The organism is Pseudomonas sp. 65/3-MNA-CIBAN-0223, assembly GCF_040310425.1.
Lineage (GTDB): Bacteria > Pseudomonadota > Gammaproteobacteria > Pseudomonadales > Pseudomonadaceae > Aquipseudomonas > Aquipseudomonas gregormendelii.
The window spans coordinates 43,303-61,650 of the sequence record NZ_JBEOPV010000011.1; the positions used below are offsets into that span (position 1 = coordinate 43,303).

General features: G+C 62.3%; 15 protein-coding genes. 4 read left to right on the forward strand and 11 right to left on the reverse strand.

The genetic code is table 11. The features are described 5' to 3' along the window. Positions 1-28: 28 nt before the first annotated feature. The 4 genes from AAEZ09_RS15350 to AAEZ09_RS15365 form a co-directional block, all read right to left on the reverse strand. The gene (locus tag AAEZ09_RS15350; protein WP_045058268.1) at positions 29-1,348 is read right to left on the reverse strand and encodes an MFS transporter; all 1,320 of its coding nucleotides are present in this window, start codon (positions 1,346-1,348) and stop codon (positions 29-31) included. A gap of 308 nt (positions 1,349-1,656) precedes the next feature. Next, a complete protein-coding gene (gene mifR, locus AAEZ09_RS15355) occupies positions 1,657-2,982 on the reverse strand; it encodes a two-component system response regulator MifR (RefSeq protein WP_045058267.1) in 1,326 nt (441 codons plus the stop codon). Continuing rightward, positions 2,967-4,742 (reverse strand): sensor histidine kinase, encoded by a 1,776-nt coding sequence (locus AAEZ09_RS15360; RefSeq protein ID WP_350599936.1) that lies wholly within the window; start codon positions 4,740-4,742, stop codon positions 2,967-2,969. The genes mifR and AAEZ09_RS15360 overlap by 16 nt, the downstream gene beginning before the upstream one ends. A gap of 106 nt (positions 4,743-4,848) precedes the next feature. Next, complete coding sequence (locus tag AAEZ09_RS15365) at positions 4,849-6,372, reverse strand: fumarate hydratase (RefSeq protein WP_045058265.1); 1,524 nt, start codon at positions 6,370-6,372, stop codon at positions 4,849-4,851. 353 nt (positions 6,373-6,725) lie between these two features. Here AAEZ09_RS15365 and AAEZ09_RS15370 point away from each other — a divergent pair, with 353 nt between their 5' ends. Both AAEZ09_RS15370 and AAEZ09_RS15375 read left to right on the forward strand, forming a co-directional pair. Further along, complete coding sequence (locus tag AAEZ09_RS15370; RefSeq protein WP_045058263.1) at positions 6,726-7,832, forward strand: GGDEF domain-containing protein; 1,107 nt, start codon at positions 6,726-6,728, stop codon at positions 7,830-7,832. After that, entirely contained in the window at positions 7,825-8,760 is a 936-nt protein-coding gene (locus tag AAEZ09_RS15375) for an iron-sulfur-binding ferredoxin reductase (RefSeq protein ID WP_350599938.1), read from the forward strand. Before AAEZ09_RS15370 ends, AAEZ09_RS15375 begins: the two co-directional genes overlap by 8 nt. 89 nt (positions 8,761-8,849) lie before the next feature. Here AAEZ09_RS15375 and pyk read toward each other — a convergent pair whose 3' ends face one another. Further along, entirely contained in the window at positions 8,850-10,301 is a 1,452-nt protein-coding gene (pyk, locus tag AAEZ09_RS15380) for a pyruvate kinase (RefSeq protein ID WP_045058261.1), read from the reverse strand. Between the two features lie 157 nt (positions 10,302-10,458). Between pyk and AAEZ09_RS15385 the strand changes: the two genes are divergently transcribed. After that, positions 10,459-10,839 (forward strand): tetratricopeptide repeat protein, encoded by a 381-nt coding sequence (locus tag AAEZ09_RS15385; RefSeq protein WP_045058260.1) that lies wholly within the window; start codon positions 10,459-10,461, stop codon positions 10,837-10,839. 237 nt (positions 10,840-11,076) lie between these two features. Beyond that, positions 11,077-11,436: a PilZ domain-containing protein gene (locus AAEZ09_RS15390; protein ID WP_045058259.1), complete on the forward strand. Its 360-nt coding sequence runs from the start codon at positions 11,077-11,079 to the stop codon at positions 11,434-11,436. Positions 11,437-11,451: 15 nt separating this feature from the next. On the opposite strand, the gene AAEZ09_RS15395 is transcribed toward AAEZ09_RS15390, so the two are convergent. Genes AAEZ09_RS15395 through AAEZ09_RS15420 form a run of 6 tightly spaced genes read right to left on the reverse strand, consistent with a single transcriptional unit; the run spans position 11,452 to position 18,168 of the window. Continuing rightward, positions 11,452-12,783 (reverse strand): DUF58 domain-containing protein, encoded by a 1,332-nt coding sequence (locus AAEZ09_RS15395; protein ID WP_045058258.1) that lies wholly within the window; start codon positions 12,781-12,783, stop codon positions 11,452-11,454. Further along, positions 12,780-13,781, reverse strand: a complete 1,002-nt coding sequence (locus AAEZ09_RS15400) for an AAA family ATPase (RefSeq protein ID WP_122840238.1) — start codon at positions 13,779-13,781, stop codon at positions 12,780-12,782. Before AAEZ09_RS15400 ends, AAEZ09_RS15395 begins: the two co-directional genes overlap by 4 nt. Beyond that, positions 13,781-14,944 carry a DUF4350 domain-containing protein gene (locus AAEZ09_RS15405; protein WP_350599940.1) on the reverse strand — a complete coding sequence of 388 codons (1,164 nt, stop codon included), beginning with the start codon at positions 14,942-14,944 and terminating at the stop codon, positions 13,781-13,783. Before AAEZ09_RS15405 ends, AAEZ09_RS15400 begins: the two co-directional genes overlap by 1 nt. Next, positions 14,941-16,482 carry a DUF4129 domain-containing protein gene (locus AAEZ09_RS15410; RefSeq protein WP_350599942.1) on the reverse strand — a complete coding sequence of 514 codons (1,542 nt, stop codon included), beginning with the start codon at positions 16,480-16,482 and terminating at the stop codon, positions 14,941-14,943. The genes AAEZ09_RS15405 and AAEZ09_RS15410 overlap by 4 nt, the downstream gene beginning before the upstream one ends. Beyond that, positions 16,469-17,446, reverse strand: coding sequence for a stage II sporulation protein M (locus AAEZ09_RS15415; RefSeq protein ID WP_350599943.1), 978 nt, complete (start codon positions 17,444-17,446; stop codon positions 16,469-16,471). Before AAEZ09_RS15415 ends, AAEZ09_RS15410 begins: the two co-directional genes overlap by 14 nt. Next, the gene (locus AAEZ09_RS15420; protein ID WP_045058254.1) at positions 17,443-18,168 is read right to left on the reverse strand and encodes an RDD family protein; all 726 of its coding nucleotides are present in this window, start codon (positions 18,166-18,168) and stop codon (positions 17,443-17,445) included. Before AAEZ09_RS15420 ends, AAEZ09_RS15415 begins: the two co-directional genes overlap by 4 nt. Between the last annotated feature and the right edge of the window lie 180 nt (positions 18,169-18,348).

Sequence of the window (18,348 nt, forward strand, 5' to 3'; positions counted from 1 at the left end):
GCCGGTGCAGCCGACCTGAATGTGACGGTCAGTCAGTGGTGATGCGCGAGTGCTTGCGAGTGTCTTTCATGGTGATATACACCAGCAAAGACACTGCGATACACCCGGTCACGTACCAGTAGTAGCCGGTTTCCATGCCGCTGCTCTTGAACCACAGCGCGATGTATTCAGCGGTACCGCCGAAGATCGACACGGTCAGCGCGTAAGGCAAGCCAACACCCAGTGCACGAATTTCGGTCGGGAACAGTTCGGCTTTCACAACCGCGTTGATCGAGGTGTAGCCGCTGACGATGATCAGCGCCGCCATGATCAGGAAGAACGCGCCCCACCAGCTCTGCACGGTGTGCAGGGCGGTCAGGATCGGCACGGTGAACAGCGTGCCAAGGACGCCGAAGGCGATCAGGATAGGCCGGCGACCGACTTTATCCGAGAGCCCGCCTACCAGCGGTTGCAGGCACATGAACAGGAACAGCGTGGCTGCCGAAATCGTGGTGGAGTCGGAGATGCTCATACCGACCGTGTTCACCAGGTACTTCTGCATGTAGGTGGTGTAGGTGTAGAACGCCAGCGTACCGCCCATGGTCAGGCCGACCACGGTGAGCAGTTCCTTGGGGTGGCGCATCAAGGTGCGCATGGCGCTTTCCTTGGCCTTTTCTTTCTTGGTGAAGGACTCGGTCTCTTCCATGCCGCGACGCAGGTAGAGCGCAACCACGGCACACAGCGCGCCGATGGCGAACGGGATGCGCCAGCCCCAGGCATACAGTTCCTCGGTGGTGAGGACGTTCTGCAGGACGATCAGTACGCCCAGCGCGATGAGCTGGCCGGAGATCAGGGTCACGTACTGGAAGCTCGAGAAGAAACCGCGACGCTCCTTGGTCGCCATCTCGCTGAGGTAAGTGGCCGAGGTGCCGTACTCGCCACCGACCGACAGGCCTTGCAGCAAACGGGCGAAAATCAGCAGGATCGGCGCGCCGATGCCGATGGTTTCATAGCCCGGGCTCAGGGCGATCAGCAGCGAACCGAAGCACATGAGGTAAACCGAGGCCATCAACGCCTTTTTACGACCAACCTTGTCGGCGTACAGGCCCATCAGCCAGCCCCCGATCGGACGCATCAGGAAGCCTACGGCGAAAATCGCGGCGGTATTAAGCAGCTGTGCGGTGGTATCGCCTTTAGGGAAAAAGGCTTTGGCGAAGTACAGCGAGAACGCGGCGTAGACGTACCAGTCGTACCACTCGACCATATTGCCGACCGAACCGCTGAAGATCGATCTGATGCGACTGGAAGTGGTTCTGGTCTTGGCCGGCACGGCAGCCGATCCTGCGGGCAGGGTGTTGGAGTTATCCATCGAAGGATCCTTAATCTAATTGTTGTATTGGAGCGCATTGAAACGCAGCCTGCGGGGGCTATAGCAGGAGCTGTGCCAACAGGGGGAGGGCCGGTTTAGAGGGGTTTGGACGGGTGCGTAAGCGGATTTCCGCTTATTGGAGAATGGGGGTGAGCGGAAAATCGCTTATCAGCTTGTAGATGTGTATTGGCAGCAATGGCCTCTTCGCGGGCAAGCCCGCTCCCACAGGGATCAAGGTGGACCACAGATATGTGCTCGGCCACAAAACCTGTGGGAGCGGCTTGCCCGCGAAGAGGCCGATCCAGGCGCTACAAAAACATCTCGCGAGTCAGCCCATGGCGCTGCATCTTTTCATTGAAGGTGCGGCGCGGCAGTTGCAACTCTTCGAGCACCGCTTTCACATCGCCTTTATGCCGGGTCAAGGCCGCCCGCAGGCAGTGTTCTTCGAAAGCCTCCTGACGAGCCGCCAGTGACTGCCCCGGTTCGCTGCCTACCGGTGCCGGCTCATCGAGCCCCAGCACCTGGCGCTCGGCCACGTTGGCCAGTTCACGGACGTTGCCGGGCCAGTCATGGCTTAGCAAGTGGCTCAATTGCGCGCCGGTCAGTGGTGGAAATGTGCGGCCCAGGCGATCGGCGGCGCTCTGGGCGAAGGTTTCGAACAGCAGCGGGATGTCCTCGCGCCGGTCTCGTAGCGGCGGCAGGCGCAGCTCGGCAACGTTCAGGCGATAGGCCAGGTCTTCACGGAAGCGTCCGGCCCGGGCTTCGTCCAGCAGGTCGGGCTTGGTCGCGGCGATGATTCGCAGGTCCACGCGAATGCTCTGGTTCGACCCCAGGCGCTCGAGTTTCTGCTCCTGCAGCACTCGTAGCAATTTCACTTGCTGGGCCAGTGGCATACTTTCGATTTCATCGAGAAACAGCGTGCCGCCGTCGGCATATTCGAGCTTGCCGATGCGCTTGCCCTGGGCGCCGGTGAATGCGCCACTCTCGTGGCCGAACAGTTCGGCCTCGAACAGTTGCTCGGGGATCGCTGCGCAATTGAGCGCCACAAAGGGCTTGGCGGCCCGTGTCCCGAAGTCGTGCAGGCAGCGAGCAACCAGCTCCTTGCCACTGCCGGTTTCACCGCGGATCAACACATTGACCGGCAATGCCGCCAGTTCCAGCACTTGCCGGCGTAACGTCTGCAGTCCTCGGGATACCCCCAGCAGTGTGGCATCGAGCTTGGCGCGGTTGTCGGCCTGTTTATGCAGGGCGCGGTTTTCCAGCACCAGCCGGCGTTTGTCGAGCGCGCGTCGCAGGCTGCCGAGTAACGTCTCGGGGCTGAAGGGTTTTTCGAGGAAGTCGTAGGCGCCGTCGCGCATCGCGTCCACTGCCATCGGCACATCGCCGTGGCCGGTCAGCAGGATCACCGGCAAGTCGGCATCACGCCGCTGGACCTCGGCCAACAGCTCCAGGCCGGTCATACCGGGCATGCGCACGTCGCTGAGGATCACCCCAGGAAAGTGCCGGGGCAACTGCGCCAGGCACTCTTCGGCGCGACTGAACAACTGCACTTCGAAGCCTGACAGGCTCAACCATTGTTCGACGGCGCTACGAATGCTGCTTTCGTCGTCGACGACGATTACTGAGTTGAGCATGGGCCCTGGGCCTCCTGGTCGATTGGCAGGGTGAGGGTGAAAGCGGCGCCGTTACCCTGGTTGGCCGCGCTCAGGCGGCCGCCGGATTCGTGAGCGATGGCAAAGGATACGGCCAGCCCGATGCCCAGGCCATCGCCCACGGGTTTGGTGGTGAAAAACGGATCGAAGACTTTTGCCAGGTGTTCCTCGGCAATGCCGCCACCATTATCGGACACGGTCAGGCGCCACAGCTTTTCATCTTCTTCCAACCGGATTTCCAGGCGCTTGCAGGGCTTGTCGTGCATCGCGTCGAGGGCGTTACGCAATAGATTGATCAGCACCTGCTCCAGGCGAATCGAATCACCACGCACCCAGGCCGGGCGCGTCAGGTGCAGCACCGTGCTGACCTGTTCCTCGCGCAGGCGGGTTTCGAGCAGTTGCAGCGCCTGGTCCACCACAGTCGCCAGGTCCAGGCGTTCGCGCAGGCCGCTGGGGCTCTTGCGGGCAAACGTCTTGAGGTGGCCGGTCAGGGCAGCCATGCGCGTCAGCATGTCGTCCACCGGCTTGAGTGCCTTGTAGGCGTCATCTACCCGGCCGTGGTCGAGCAACAGGCGCAGGGTGGCCAGTTGCATGCGCTGGGCGGTCAGCGGCTGGTTGATTTCATGGGCCAGGGCGGCGGACATCTGGCCCAGGGCGGCGAGCTTGGCCGACTGCACCAGGCCATCCTGAGCGGTGCGCAGGTCGCGGGTGCGTTCTTCGACCAGGCGCTCGAGCTCTTCGCGACTGCGCTGGCGGATCTTGGCCAGACGCCAACGCTGATTGAGAAATAGCAGCAGGAAAACCAGCGCCAGCCACGACCCGGCTGCAGCCAGTGCGGCAGTGCGGCTGTCTTCAAAGGGCACCTGCGGGCGACGCAGCAGATGCAGGGTCCAGTTTTCGGCGGCCAGGGGCAGGGATTCCCACAGGTAGTCAACTTTGCCATCCGGGCCATCGACCCGCGCCAGGTGACTGTTGTCGTCGAAACTCTCCAGGGGCTGATAGTCCAGCTGTTTCAGGGGCTGCTTGTCGTACTGGCGGGTGGCCTTGAGTTCGGCGTGATCGCTGTCATTCAGTGGTTTGAGCAAGCGATAACGCCAGCCTGGCTGATTGGCGATGAAGATCACGCCGCGGGCATCGCTGACCAGCAAAGTATCGCTGCCTTGGCGCCATTCACGCTCCAGCTCGGGAAACTCGAGCTTGACCACCATGGCACCGAGGAAACGCCCATCGTCGGCAGTCACCGCACTGGACAGGAAATAACCGGGAATCCCGCTGGTCACCCCCACTGCATAGAAGCGTCCGGACCCCAGGGTGCGGGTCTGGCTGAAGTAGGGGCGAAAGCCGTAGTTGTGGCCGACGTAACTGCTGGGCAGGCGCCAGTTGCTCGCGGCCACGGCGAGGCCGGTTTCATCGAGCAGTTCCAGGGTCGAAGATTCGGCGGCGCCGTTGATCTTTTCCAGCTTGCGGTTGAGCAGGTCCTGCTGTTGGGCCGTCAATGGTCCATCGAGTGCCGAACGCAGCTCAGGGTCCAGGGCCAGCACAGCGGGCAGGGCGCGGTAGCGTTCGATCAAGGTGTGCAGCGAGGTCGCGTACAAACCCAGCTGCTGGTTGGCCCGGGCAGCGTCCTCCACCAATGCCTGGCGCTCGGCATGGCGCATGGCCAGGGTGGCGGCGATGACGGCGCCGGCAACGATAACGAGGGAGTAGAGCGTCAGGCGCAAGGGGCGAGAGGACTCGAACATGCTGGGCGTTACACAACGGGACGGTGGGCGCGCACCATAGCATGAGCCATAAAAAAGGCGACAGGAGCATGACCCCTGTCGCCTTTGCCAGACGTGTCTGAAAGGCTTACTGCACTTCTACCGCCAGACTTTCACTGATCTTTTTCTGCCAGATGGCAGGACCGGTGATGTGTACCGATTCACCCTTGCTATCCACTGCAACGGTTACCGGCATGTCTTTCACGTCGAACTCGTAGATCGCTTCCATGCCCAATTCGGCGAAAGCCACCACGCGGGACTTCTTGATGGCTTGCGCCACCAGGTAAGCCGCGCCGCCCACTGCCATCAGGTAAACGGCTTTGTGGTCCTTGATCGCTTCGATGGCGGTCGGGCCGCGCTCGGATTTGCCGATCATGCCCAGCAGGCCGGTTTGCTCGAGGATCTGGCGGGTGAACTTGTCCATCCGCGTTGCAGTGGTCGGGCCGGCAGGGCCAACGACTTCTTCGCGCACCGGATCAACCGGGCCGACGTAATAGATGAAGCGACCCTTGAGGTCCACCGGCAGGGTTTCGCCCTTGTTCAGCATCTCGACCATGCGCTTGTGCGCAGCGTCGCGGCCGGTGAGCATCTTGCCGTTGAGCAGGACCGTTTCGCCCGGCTTCCAGCTCTGCACTTCTTCCGGAGTCAGGGTGTCGAGGTTGACGCGACGAGCCGACGGGCCGGCTTCCCAGACGATTTCCGGGTAGGCGTCCAGCGGTGGCGCTTCCAGCGAGGCCGGGCCGGAACCGTCGAGCACGAAGTGCGCGTGACGAGTCGCCGCGCAGTTCGGGATCATGCACACCGGCAACGAAGCGGCGTGGGTCGGGTAGTCCATGATCTTCACGTCAAGCACGGTGGTCAGGCCGCCGAGGCCCTGGGCTCCGATGCCCAGCTGGTTGACCTTCTCGAACAGCTCCAGGCGCATCTCTTCGATACGGTTGGACGGGCCGCGCTTCTTCAGCTCGTGGATGTCGATGGATTCCATCAACACTTCCTTGGCCATTACCGCAGCTTTCTCGGCGGTGCCGCCAATGCCGATGCCGAGCATGCCCGGTGGGCACCAGCCGGCACCCATGGTTGGCACGGTTTTCAAGACCCAGTCGACGATCGAGTCGGACGGGTTGAGCATGGCCATCTTCGACTTGTTCTCGGAGCCGCCGCCCTTGGCCGCCACGTCCACTTCAACGGTGTTACCCGGAACGATGGAGTAGTGGATAACTGCCGGGGTGTTGTCTTTGGTGTTCTTGCGAGCGCCTGCCGGGTCGGCGAGGATCGAAGCGCGCAGGACGTTTTCCGGCAGGTTGTAGGCGCGACGTACGCCCTCGTTGATCATGTCGTCCAGGCCCATCGTGGCGCCATCCCAACGTACGTCCATGCCCACGCGGACGAACACGGTGACGATGCCGGTATCCTGGCAGATCGGGCGGTGGCCGGTGGCGCACATGCGCGAGTTGATCAGGATCTGTGCCATCGAATCACGGGCCGCTGGCGATTCTTCGCGCAGGTAGGCTTCGTGCATCGCCTGGATGAAATCCACGGGGTGGTAATAGGAAATGAACTGCAGGGCGTCGGCAACGCTCTGAATCAGGTCGTCTTGCTTGATCACGGTCATGAGTCGCGCTCCTCTTAAAGACGGGAACATTCAATAAGGTGCTTGCAGCTTGGGTGAATCGGTCGGTTGCAAGCACCTTTCAAGGCACGCCGGGGCTGCTGGCGCGACGCTAAAAAGGCGCGGCAGTATACCGCGCCTCGGTTTGGTAAACACCCGCCAGAGGTCATTCGTTGGTCGCATAGGATGCAGGCGTCATCGAAGGCAGGATTGACCAGCAAGTCGAGTCATGGTTTTGACGCCATTTTTTCGATCTTAGAATTGATTGGTCATTTATCAGGCTCGCCACTAAAGTGGCATCCGGACTGTAGAGTAGGACACTCAAACAGCGTTTTTTTCGCACGGTGAGTCAACGATTGACCCATAACGCCATCCAACGACTTTTACTCAAACGCTTCGCCCTCGCCGCCGGTACCTATGCCCTGGCCTTGCTACTACTGTGGCTGGCTTTTTTTACCGGTCATTACGATGCGCCCCTTGCCAGTGTGGTCATTGGCAGTGTGCTGGTGGTCATCACTCAGGTGGCACTGTTCGGGTACTTCTACAGTGGCCGCAACCTGCGCCTTGCCGACCCCAGCCTGACCGAAGCACAAGTGCTGCTGGGCCTGGCCTGGCAAACCTGGCTGATTGCCCACCTGGACGATGCCCGGGGCACGTTCCTGGTCTTTTATGTGTTGATCCTGCTGTTTGGCCTGTTCCATCTGTCGCGCTACGCGTTCATTCGTTGCGCGCTGCTGGTGTTCTTCAGTTTCAGCGCTATCACCCTGTGGGACGGTTACCATTTTCAGTTGGCTGACCCGGCTCTGGCCATCCTGCAGGTTTGCCTGCTGTTTATCGTGCTGGTCTGGCTGGTGTTTTACGCCCGTTATGTCCAGGCCTCGCGACAACGCATGCGCCAGCGCCGTTTTGCCTTGCAGGCGCACCAGGACACCCTGCGCGGAATGATGCGCCAGCTTGAAGACCTGGTGGCCACCGATGAGCTGACCGGCCTGTTCAACCGTCGGCACTTCCTGCGCCTGGCGACCCGCGAGTTGAACGCGATGGATGCTGATGTCGTGCACGGCCTGGCACTGATCGACCTGGATCACTTCAAACGAATCAATGATGTCCACGGCCATGCTGCCGGCGATCAGGTGCTGCAGGCGTTTGCGGCGGTCGCCAGCGCCTGTCTGCGCGAAGGTGACGTGCTCGCCCGCTATGGCGGCGAAGAGTTCGTGGTGCTGCTGCCCGACTGCAATGCCGAGCGCCTGACTTCATGTTGCGAACGTTTGCGCATCGCCTTTACCGACGTCGAGCTGATCGGCATCAGCGTTACCCACCTCAGCCTGTCGGCCGGGATGACATTACTGGAGTTGGGTGACGATCTGGACGATGCCTTGCACCGCGCCGACCAGGCGCTTTATCGCGCTAAACGCGACGGGCGCAATCGCTGCGCGGCGGCATGGGAGAACGCCGATGCCTGAGTTGCGCGTGGGCGAGCGGCGGTGGTCGGTCGCGCCGGGCAGCAACCTGCTCGACGCGTTGAACAGCAATGGCGAGGCCGTGCCATATAGCTGCCGCGCCGGCAGCTGTCACGCGTGCCTGGTGCAGTGCCTGCAAGGGCAGCCCAGCGACACCCGGCCCGACGCCCTCAGTCCCGAGCAACGCCAGCAGGGCTGGCGGCTGGCCTGTCAGTGCCAGGTTGTGGAGGATTTGCAGGTGCATACCTTCGATCCACAGCACGATGGTCGCCCCGCCGAGGTGAGTGCGATCGATTGGCTCAGCGCCCATGTGTTGCGCCTGCGCCTGGTGCCGCAACGCCCTCTGCGTTACAGCGCCGGGCAGCATCTGGTGCTGTGGGCGGGACAAGTCGCACGCCCCTACTCGCTTGCCAGCCTGCCTCAGGAAGATCGATTCCTGGAGTTTCACATCGATTGCCGGCAACCGGGCGCGTTCAGCGATGCCGCCCGGCTGTTGCAGATCGGCGATTCGATCCGTCTTGGCGAGTTGCGCGGCGGGGCCCTGCACTACGATGCGGACTGGCACGAGCGCCCGCTATGGCTGTTGGCGGCGGGCACTGGGCTGGGGCCGTTGTTCGGCATCCTGCGCGAGGCATTGCTGCAGGATCACCAAGGGTCCATCCGCGTGATTCACCTGGCCCACGACCCCAGCGAGCACTACCTGGCCAAGCCGCTACAGGCCATGGCCGCCACCCGCGCGAACCTCAGCATCGAGCTGTGGACCCCGGCGGATCTGCCCACGACACTGGCACAAATGCGCCTGGTTTCCCGGCAGACCCAGGCCTTGCTATGCGGCGGCCCCGACAGCGTTGATGCCTTTGCCCGGCGCCTGTACCTGGCGGGACTGCCGCGCAATCAACTATTGGCCGACGCCTTTCTGCCTCGCGGTTGAGTGCTGCTGCCTGGCGGTGGCCCATCAGATACCCCAAAAAAAGGCCCCCCAGCGCGAACTGGGGGGCCTCCTTTTTACTGGCTGAAGTCTCAGACCATCGGGTCGCCAACGTGCAGGATCTTCATGCCGTTAGTGCCGCCAATCGTGTGGTAGCTATCGCCTTTGGTCAGAATCACCCAGTCGCCTTTCTCCACGACACCGCGCTTGAGCAACTCGTCGATTGCAGCCTGGCTGACTTGCTCAGGCGGCAATGATGCCGGGTCGAACGGTACGGTGTAGACGCCACGGAACATGGCCGCGCGGGCCTGGGTTTCACGGTGCGGTGAGAACGCGTAGATCGGTACCGAGGAGCGGATGCGCGACATGATCAGCGGCGTGTAGCCACTTTCGGTCAGGGCGATGATCGCCTTCACGCCCGGGAAGTGGTTGGCGGTGTACATGGCTGCCAGCGCGATGCTCTGGTCGCAGCTTTCGAAGACCTTGCCGATGCGGTGGCTGGAGGTCTTGCTGGTCGGGTGCTTTTCAGCGCCGATGCAGATGCGCGCCATGGCCTGTACGGCTTCCAGCGGGTAAAGACCGGCAGCACTTTCGGCAGACAGCATCACGGCGTCGGTGTAGTCGAGCACGGCGTTGGCCACGTCGGACACTTCGGCACGGGTTGGCATCGGGTTCTGGATCATCGACTCCATCATCTGGGTCGCCACGATCACGGCCTTGTTGTGGCGGCGAGCGTGCAGGATGATTTTCTTCTGGATACCCACCAGCTCGGCGTCGCCGATTTCCACTCCGAGGTCACCACGGGCAACCATCACCGCGTCGGAAGCCTTGATCAGGCCGTCGAGGGTTTCATCGTTGGCCACGGCTTCGGCGCGTTCGATCTTCGCCACCAGCCAGGCGGTACCGCCAGCTTCGTCGCGCAGCTGGCGCGCGTATTCCATGTCTGCGGCGTCACGCGGGAAGGACACGGCGAGGTAATCAACCTCCATTTCAGCAGCCAGCTTGATGTCGGCTTTGTCTTTCTCGGTCAGGGCCGGTGCAGTCAGGCCGCCACCGCGACGGTTGATACCTTTGTGGTCCGACAGCGGACCGCCAATGATCACGGTGCAGTTCAGTTCGGTGGCGGTCGCGGTGTCGACGCGCATCACCACGCGACCGTCGTCGAGCAACAGTTCGTCGCCCACGCCGCAGTCCTTGACCAGGTCCGGATAGTCGATGCCGACGATCTGCTGGTTGCCTTCGGTCAATGGATGGCTGGTGGAGAAGGTGAATTGATCACCGATCTTCAGCTCGATCTTCTTGTTGGCGAATTTGGCGATACGAATTTTCGGGCCTTGCAGGTCACCCAGCAGGGCGACGAAGCGGCCGTGCTTGGCAGCGAGGTCCCGCACCAGCTTCGCGCGAGCCTTGTGCTCGTCGGGGGTGCCGTGGGAAAAGTTCAGGCGGGCGACGTCCAGGCCAGCCAGAATCAGCTGTTCTAGAACTTCCGGCGAGTTACTGGCCGGGCCAAGGGTAGCGACGATTTTGGTACGACGGACGGACATGCAAAGACTCCTGAGTTCAAGCGCTGAGTGAGGCTACTATGCTCTTGGGTTGTAGTCATTGTTCCCGTGCACTACTTATTCGTTTGTCTGTTGAAACGAACATTGCTGAAGATTTTCGCCGACGGGTCGATACAGAGTTCAAGACAGGAGAACCCTCATGCGATTCGTGCTCATAGCCGCCCTGGCCCTCAGTATCACGGGCTGCACCCGTTGGTCGATGAACCATCATTTAAATAACGCCTACAGTGCCTACGACCGCGGCAATTGCGAGCAAGTGACGCTCGAACTGTCGAAAGTCGAACGCGCCAGCCGCGCGCGGCCTTATGTATGGCCGGAAGTGTCGATGTTGCGCGGATTGTGCCTGGAACGGCAGAAACTGTTTGTCGATGCCGCGCAAACCTATCAATTCATCCTCGCATCTTACCCGCAAAGCGAATACGCGTTCCGCGCCCGTGCCCGCCTGGAGACCCTGCAGTCACTGGGCCATTACCCGCTGCGCAGCACCAACACCGGCGCCGTGCGGGCGACGCGTTTGTGATTACAGTTGTCATCCCAAGCCTGGCTCACCGCGTGGGGTGAGCTATAGTCCAAGGGCTCGGGTCTGTGGCCCTGTCTCCAGGTCGGCGCCACACCTGTGATCGGTCCAAGTAAGCGGCAGCGGTGCCACGGACTGTCGCACCAGGATCGGGGAGAGCGTACCCATTGCCCACGCAGGCGGGTCCGTTCCGAAGCATTAGTGCGGCCCTGCTTAAGGGCCTGGCATAGCGAATTCAGCATGTTCACCGACCGCCGGATCGAACGGCATCAGCTGCCGTATTTTCTGAGAGTGTTTAACAGCGTGACAGACAAACCCATCGGATTTCTGGGTAACGTGTCCGAGGACGGGCTGATGTTGATCAGCCAGTTGCCGATGATGGTCGGCGCCGATTTTGATTTGCGCCTCAAAATCCCGGCCACTGATGGCAGCCAGCAGATCATCGATGTGCGGGGATGTTGTCTTTGGTGCCACGAAGACGCGACGCCGCATCATTACGATGCCGGTTTCAGCCTGCAGCGAACGCCTGCGGAATATGGGTATCTGGTCAGCGCACTGAGGCAGTACTTCAGTTTCCAGCCGTTACCGGCCTCGGCCTGACAGCAAGCGCAAGCTTCAGGTGCTGCCACTGCGCTTCAGGCTTAAATAGTGCGTCACCAGCGCCGCGCCCAGGTCCCCCGGGCGCACATCCACCACCGGTACGCCATGGGCGCTCAGTCCCTCGTGGAGCTGCGCCCGTGAGTTCATGTAGTCCACCGTGCCGCAGTAGGTGAGTGATTCCTCGAGCGTCTGTACCGGAGTCTGCAGCACGCGGTCGAGCACCTCTTCGCGCAAGCTTGCCAGCAGCACCCTGTGTTGTTTGCCCAAGCGTTGAACGGCGCTGAGCAAGCCTTCATCGTCCTCGTCCCGCAGATTGGTGACCAGCACCACCAGGGCGCGGCGTTTCTGCCGGGCCAGTAGCTGGCTGGCGGCTGCCTGGTAATCCGCAGGGCGCTGGGTGGTGTCCAGGTCATAAACTGCATTGAGCAACACGTTGAGCTGGCCGCTGCCTTTGACCGGCGCCAGATAGCGCGGCTGGTCGCTGGCAAAGGTGCACAGGCCCACGGCGTCGCCCTGGCGCAAGGCGATATAGCTCAACAGCAGGCAGGCGTTGAGGGCGTGATCGAAGTGCGCCAGCTCGCCGTCCTGGCTGCGCATGCGCCGACCGCAGTCGAGCATGAAAATGATCTGCTGGTCGCGTTCGTCCTGGTACTCCCGGGCAATCGGCGTGCGCTGGCGCGCGGTGGCTTTCCAGTCGATCTGGCGTAGGCTGTCACCTTCGCGAAACTCGCGCAGCTGATGAAACTCCAGGCCCAGGCCCCGGCGTTGCCGCTGGCGCACGCCGAGCTGGCTGAGCCAGTTGTCCACTGCCAGCAGCTGGCCGCCGTAGAGGCGGGCGAAGTCGGGATAGACGCGGGTGCTGTCGATCACGGGTAACAGGCGCTTGTGCGTCCACAGGCCCAGTGGACTCGCCAGATTGATTTCGCAGTGTTCGAAACTGAAGTGGCCGCGCTTGAGTGGGCGCAGACGATAACTGAGCTGGCTGCGATGTCCCGGTTGAAGTTCGACCGACAGTGGCAGGTTCTCGACGCTCAGGCCATCGGGAGCGTGGTCATGCAGCTCAAGGGTTTGTGAGTGTGCTGAGTCATGTTCGACCTCCAGTCGCACATCGCTCCAGCGCCCCAAAGCCAGGCTTGTGGGCATATGCCGGGTGATCCGCGGCGAGGCCTGGCGTTTGACGCGCACGGCGTCGAGTATCGCCAGCATCAGCAGTGCCAGGAGCAACCCCCAACTGATCGACGCCAGACTGGCGGGCAGCGCGACGCCGAGCGCGCGTAACGCTCCGAGCGCGATACCGATGGCCAGCAGCAATGCCAGCCAGATCAGCAGCAGGCGCGAGGGTTTCACAGCCGCGGTGCCGGCACTTGATCGAGCAACTGCCTGAGCACCTGGTCAACGTCCAGGCCTTCGATATCCAGCTCCGGGGCAATGCGCACCCGATGGCGCAGTACCGCCAGGGCGCAGCCTTTGATGTCATCGGGGATCACGAACTCGCCGCCGCGCAACAACGCCCGCGCCCGGGCACAGCGCACCAGCGCGATGGATGCCCGTGGCCCGGCGCCAAGGGTCAGGCCCGGCCAGCTGCGGGTGGTGCGCGCCAGGCGAACGGCGTAGTCGAGCACCTGGTCATCCAGTGCCAGGTCGCTGGCAATGCGCTGCAGGGCAAGCACGTCCTTGGCCTGTAAAACCGTGCGCAAAGGCTGCACGTCGAGCATGTCGGCGCGGGTCGAGCGGGTGACCTGGCGCACCATGTCCAGTTCCTGGCTGGCGTCGGGATAATCCATGCGCACCTTGAGCATGAAGCGGTCCAGTTCCGCTTCGGGCAGAGGGTAGGTGCCTTCCTGCTCGATCGGGTTTTGCGTGGCGAGCACCATGAACGGTTGCGCGATGGGCAGGGCGCGGCCTTCGAGGGTGACCTGGCGTTCCTGCATGGCTTCCAGCAGCGCCGCCTGCGTCTTGGCCGGGGCGCGGTTGATTTCATCGGCCAGCAGCAGGTTGGTGAACAGCGGACCCTTGCGCAACTTGAACTGTTCGGTCTGCAGGTCGTAGACCGCGTGCCCGGTGACGTCGCTGGGCATCAGGTCCGGGGTGAACTGGATGCGCGCAAATTCACCGCCGAAGCAACGGGCCAGGGCGCGCACCAGCAGCGTTTTGCCCAGCCCCGGCACCCCTTCGAGCAGGACATGTCCGCCCGCGATCAGGGCGGTCAGCACGTCATCGATCACTGAATCCTGGCCGATCAGTGCCTTCTGCAACTCAGCCCTGACCGCCTGGGCCAGCTGGCTGGCGCGCAGGCGTTGCTGGGCGGCGTGGCTTGGCGTTCCAGGTTCTGGCTGTTCACTCATCATAAGGCGTTCCTCAAGGATTGCAGGTGGGCCACCTGGCGGCTGAAGTCGGCGCTGTTGAGCCGCTGCTTCGGTCGCGGGCTCATGGCCTGGCTGATAGCGCGTGTGGGTTGGCCGGTCAGGCGTGACAGCACCAGCCATTGTTCGGCGACGCCGAGTTGATCAAACCCCTGGTGACGGCGTCGCACGCGCCGCAGGATGTCCTGTCGCAAGGCTTGCAGCAGGCTCTGCTGGCCATTGCGGCGCAGCATGAAAGCAGCGCTGGCGCGCAAGTGTTCCTGCAGTTGGCGGCGCGCTGGTGCAGGGGTTTCCTGCAACGGGCCATGGCGTACGCCCGCGTGCCAGCAGCCCAGGCCGATCAGCGCAATCAACGCCACCAGTGCCTGGGGGAAATAGCGCAGCAGCAGGGTCACCAGGTTGTCGTGATCGGTATTGAACACCAACGTCACCTGCGTATCGGCGGTGAGGTACCAGAGCAGCCAGGCATTGTCGTACTGGTCGATGGCCGGGTTTTTCCACAGGTCGGCGTCGGTAACCACCACGATCGAGCCCAATCCGTGATTGAGTTGCATCATGTGCGTGGCCTTGGCACTGTTGGCCCAGGCCTGCGCCAGGTTGTTCGGGTCTTCGAGATGAAAGGCAGTGTCGAAACCGGCGTAGGCCGGCCCTGCGTCATCTTCCAGGTAAAGCTTGGTGAGTTTGGGGTAGGGGTCATCACCGGGCGCAGTCGGCGGATCTTTCAGGTCTTTGCTCAGGGATTGATGCAGCTGTACGCGGTCGAGCAGCAGGTCGTTGCTTTGCCCGGTCCTGTCATCCCACAGGGATTCGGCGACGAACACCAGGCGCCCGCCTGCACGGGTCCAGTTCATGATCTGGTCGACCTGCCTGGGCGTCATGTTGTACCGGTCGCCGAACAGTAACAGGCTGTGCTGGCGCGGATCGAGCGAGGGCAGGATGTCGAGGCCATTGGCGTGGCCGACGCTCAGGCCCTGTTTGCGCAGGAAATGTTCGGCTGCCAGATAAGGGTTGGCCAGCGCTTCGGGCGCGGGACCGTGATCGATCTGCTCCTGATAAGGCGTGGCCTTCAGATACAGGTAGATAGCCAGGCACGCCAGCAGCACCGCGATGATCGTGCCGAGCACCAGGCCGTAACCGCGTTTCAACGCGAGGCTCCCGGGCCGAACAAGGCACGCCAGCCGTCACACAACTGCTGTTGTGCCAGTGTGGGAGGCACGCGATGCCCGTAGGCCATGTTCTGCCAGTGGCCGGTAAGGCTTTTACTGAAGGCGGCCAATGCCGGCTGGTTCAATTGTTCGATACGCTGCAGCACCTGGCCTTCGGTGTCGGCCGGTTTCAGCGGCATGTTGAAGTCGTGCAGCAAGTGGCTTAGCAGGGCACGATAGAGTAAGCCCAAGGCTTCTCGGGGTTGGGTCTGCCATAGCAGTTCGGCACTGGCGGCAATGTCGGCGGGCAAGGTTTCGCGGCCAAGGTCGAGGCCGAATGCCTGCCGGGGCGGCGCCCGCAGTGTTTTTCGGTCTGTCGGCGGACGACGGCTGACGAAGGCCTGCAGCCAGTCGCGGTAATGCCAGATCAACAAGCCCGCCGCCCCGATCACTGCGCCCCACAGCAACGCTTCGAGCAACGTCGCCACTGCGCCAAAACGCTGGGCGTCGAGCAGCTCGAGCAATGCCTTGAGCCAGCCAGGGGTGGGGTCATCATCAGCGTTCCCAGGGCCCGCTTGCTCTTCGCCGAAGCGATAGCGGGTCACGGTTTCCCTGTTCTTGAACGGCGGGTTATCGACGATTGCCTTGATGCTGTCCCGGGAGGCCTGACTGGTCAGGGGTTGCTCCAGAAGGCGCGGGCTATCAGGGGAAACGGCCGGCTCTGCGGCCCAGGCATCTTGCATCGTGGGCATCAGTAAAAAACTCGCCAGCAGTACAACGGCGGCAGTGCTCAGGCGCTGGCGCAGTCGGCGAAACACCAGTTCGAGGTCCCAGGCTTCCAGCAGCGTGCGCCGGTTCAGGTACAGGCTGAAACCGCAGGCTACATAGATCGGTTCCCACACGATCAACACCAGCACGTAAAAGAGATTGCTCAGGTGTTCGAGCCACCCCCAGTCCTGCTGACTGGCGGAAATCAAGGCTTGCCAGCCCCAGTCGACTTCAATCTGTTGCGGCAGCAGCAGATAGAACAGCACCATCAGGCCAATCCACAATGCGCTCTCCAGGTGCACGCCGATGATCGTCAGCCAGCGCGCCGCATTGGCGTCGCGCTGCATCAGGACTTGCAGGCGCTGTTCCCTTGCCTGGCCATCGAGGCCTTCGAGTTGCATGACCGGCATCAGGAAACTGCGGCTCAGGCTCAGGCGGCGCCAGGTCAGGCTGGCGATTAACTGAGGCTTTAGCAGCCGCGGCCATTGGCGCAGCGCCTGTTTTAATGTCGGTGTTTCACCGAACAGTGCTGTCGAAAGGATGAACAAGGGCAGGCGTTCGAATGCCGGTTTCAACCACCAGAAGATGAACACGGCCAGGGTGGGTGAATCCCATAGCAGCACACTAAGCAGCGCAAACACCGGCAGGGTCACGATGGCCCAACTGGTCATCAGCAAGCGGCGATGACGCTGGCTCAGCAGCACACCCAGGTCCATGGCTTCCCAGGTTCGGCGGGGGCGAATCACGACCGTTGCATCACTCAGGCGCATGGCGCGTCCGTCCGGCAAACAGTAGATACGCGCTGACCAATGACCAGAGCACGGCGCCGACCAGGTACTTGATGGCGGGTGCCGGCCCGGTCATCGATGACCAGTACGCTTCGATAAAGGCGGCAATTACCAGAAACAGCATCACCCCGCAGATCAGGCCCACGCTTGTCCTGGCCGTCGTTCGCAAGGCCTCGGCGCGCCTCAGCCGTCCCGGCGCGATCAACGCCCAGCCCAGTTGCAGGCCCGCAGCACCCGCCAGCACGATGGCTGTGAGTTCAAAGGCGCCGTGCCCGATCACGAACGACCAGAAGGTTTGCCCGAAGCCGATATGGGTCAGGTGGCCGGCCACCGCGCCGATCATCAAGCCGTTGAAGACCAGGAAAAACGCGCTGCCAAGGCCAAACAGCAACCCGCTGGCGAAGGTTTGAAAGGCGATGCCGATGTTGTGCATGATGTAGTAGCCGAACATCACCCAATCCTCGCTGGCGGCCCGTTCCGGCGTGCGCCCCAGCTGACCGGATTCGGGGTTATACATTTCCTGCATTTGCCTGACCTGCTCCGCCGGAATCAGGTTGTAGATCAGCTCCGGAATCCAATACACCAGCAGCGCAAAGCCGATCAGACTGGCGAAGAACAACAGGCCTGCCGCGAGGACGAAGTGCCACTGCTCGCGCACCAGTCGCGGAAAGCCGGCCAGGATAAACGCCAAGGCCTTGGCTCCCAGCTGGCCGCGTTGGCGGTACAGTTGCTGATGACCACGCAGCGCCAGTTGCTGCAATGAGTCAACCAGGAAGCTGCTGTAGCCACGCTCACGGGCCAGCGCCAGTTGATGGCACAGGCGACGGTAGTCCGCAGGGAAACTGCTCGCGCCGGAGGTTTTTTTGCCCCGTTCCAGGCCGTCGAGCGTCAGGGAAAATCGATCCCATTCAACCCTGTGGCGGTTCTCGAACAGACTCTGCTTCATGCCGGCCCCATCAAGCCGCGGGCAATCCCGCCGAGTTCGGCGACGGCCTTCGGTGCGTGGAGTTGCAAGGGTTGGGCGACGATGGCGGCCAGCTCGTCGGCCCGTGCTGCAGAAAGGTCACCCTGGCGTTCGGCAAATCCGAGGATGGCCCGCTGCTCGGCCAGGGTAAGGGTCACCACGGGACGACGGGGTTCGACGTCAGGCAGCGCCGGGCGCTTGAGCGGTTGTTCGCGGTAGATCACCAGCGTGCCGGCGGCGAGGTCGCCCAGGCGTTTGAAGGTAGGGTGTTGCAGGCAACTGATCGCGCCCAGGGCATAGCCGAAGGGCAGCATGTCAACGAACCGCAGCAGGTTGCGCAACAGCGAGGCGGACCAGCCGACCGGGGTGCCATCGTCCTGTACGACGCGCAACCCCATCCACTGCTTGCCCGGCGAACGGCCCTGGTTGAGCACTTCAAACAGCACCATGTACCACCAGCTCACGACGAACAGCAGGATCGAACCCAGGCCAGCGCCGAGCTTACCCAGAAAAGACAGCACGATGAACAGCAAGCCGAGGATCAACCCGCGCAAGGCCAGGTCGATGGAGAAAGCCAGTACACGTACCACCAGCCCGGCCGGACGCAGTGGCAGGTCGATGCCCTCTGGCGTCTCGACCTGATGCCGCGTGTCCAGTGGCGGTGACAGCGTCGCTTTCCTTGGCAGTGCCGGGGTCTCGAGCATGGGCAACCTTGATGTAGCCTGTTCGGGATTCGATCGACTGGATGCTAACAGCCTCCCGGGGGGAAACGACATCACAATGTAATACCCCGTATGCAACTCGCGCTGCCCGAATCACATCAGCACTGGCCGCAGCCTTGCTTGAACGCCTAGACTTTGCCGATCTTCAGTTCAGGAACAGCC

Bases quoted from the DNA above. Each gene is read 5' to 3' on its own strand.
- AAEZ09_RS15390 (WP_045058259.1), top strand. From the start codon at position 11,077: ATGTTCACCGACCGCCGGATCGAACGGCATCAGCTGCCGTATTTTCTG.
- AAEZ09_RS15365 (WP_045058265.1), bottom strand. From the start codon at position 6,372: ATGACCGTGATCAAGCAAGACGACCTGATTCAGAGCGTTGCCGACGCC.
- AAEZ09_RS15360 (WP_350599936.1), bottom strand. From the start codon at position 4,742: ATGTTCGAGTCCTCTCGCCCCTTGCGCCTGACGCTCTACTCCCTCGTT.
- AAEZ09_RS15420 (WP_045058254.1), bottom strand. From the start codon at position 18,168: ATGCTCGAGACCCCGGCACTGCCAAGGAAAGCGACGCTGTCACCGCCA.
- AAEZ09_RS15350 (WP_045058268.1), bottom strand. From the start codon at position 1,348: ATGGATAACTCCAACACCCTGCCCGCAGGATCGGCTGCCGTGCCGGCC.
- mifR (WP_045058267.1), bottom strand. From the start codon at position 2,982: ATGCTCAACTCAGTAATCGTCGTCGACGACGAAAGCAGCATTCGTAGC.
- AAEZ09_RS15410 (WP_350599942.1), bottom strand. From the start codon at position 16,482: ATGCGCCTGAGTGATGCAACGGTCGTGATTCGCCCCCGCCGAACCTGG.
- AAEZ09_RS15400 (WP_122840238.1), bottom strand. From the start codon at position 13,781: ATGAGTGAACAGCCAGAACCTGGAACGCCAAGCCACGCCGCCCAGCAA.
- AAEZ09_RS15375 (WP_350599938.1), top strand. From the start codon at position 7,825: ATGCCTGAGTTGCGCGTGGGCGAGCGGCGGTGGTCGGTCGCGCCGGGC.
- AAEZ09_RS15385 (WP_045058260.1), top strand. From the start codon at position 10,459: ATGCGATTCGTGCTCATAGCCGCCCTGGCCCTCAGTATCACGGGCTGC.
- pyk (WP_045058261.1), bottom strand. From the start codon at position 10,301: ATGTCCGTCCGTCGTACCAAAATCGTCGCTACCCTTGGCCCGGCCAGT.
- AAEZ09_RS15415 (WP_350599943.1), bottom strand. From the start codon at position 17,446: ATGAAGCAGAGTCTGTTCGAGAACCGCCACAGGGTTGAATGGGATCGA.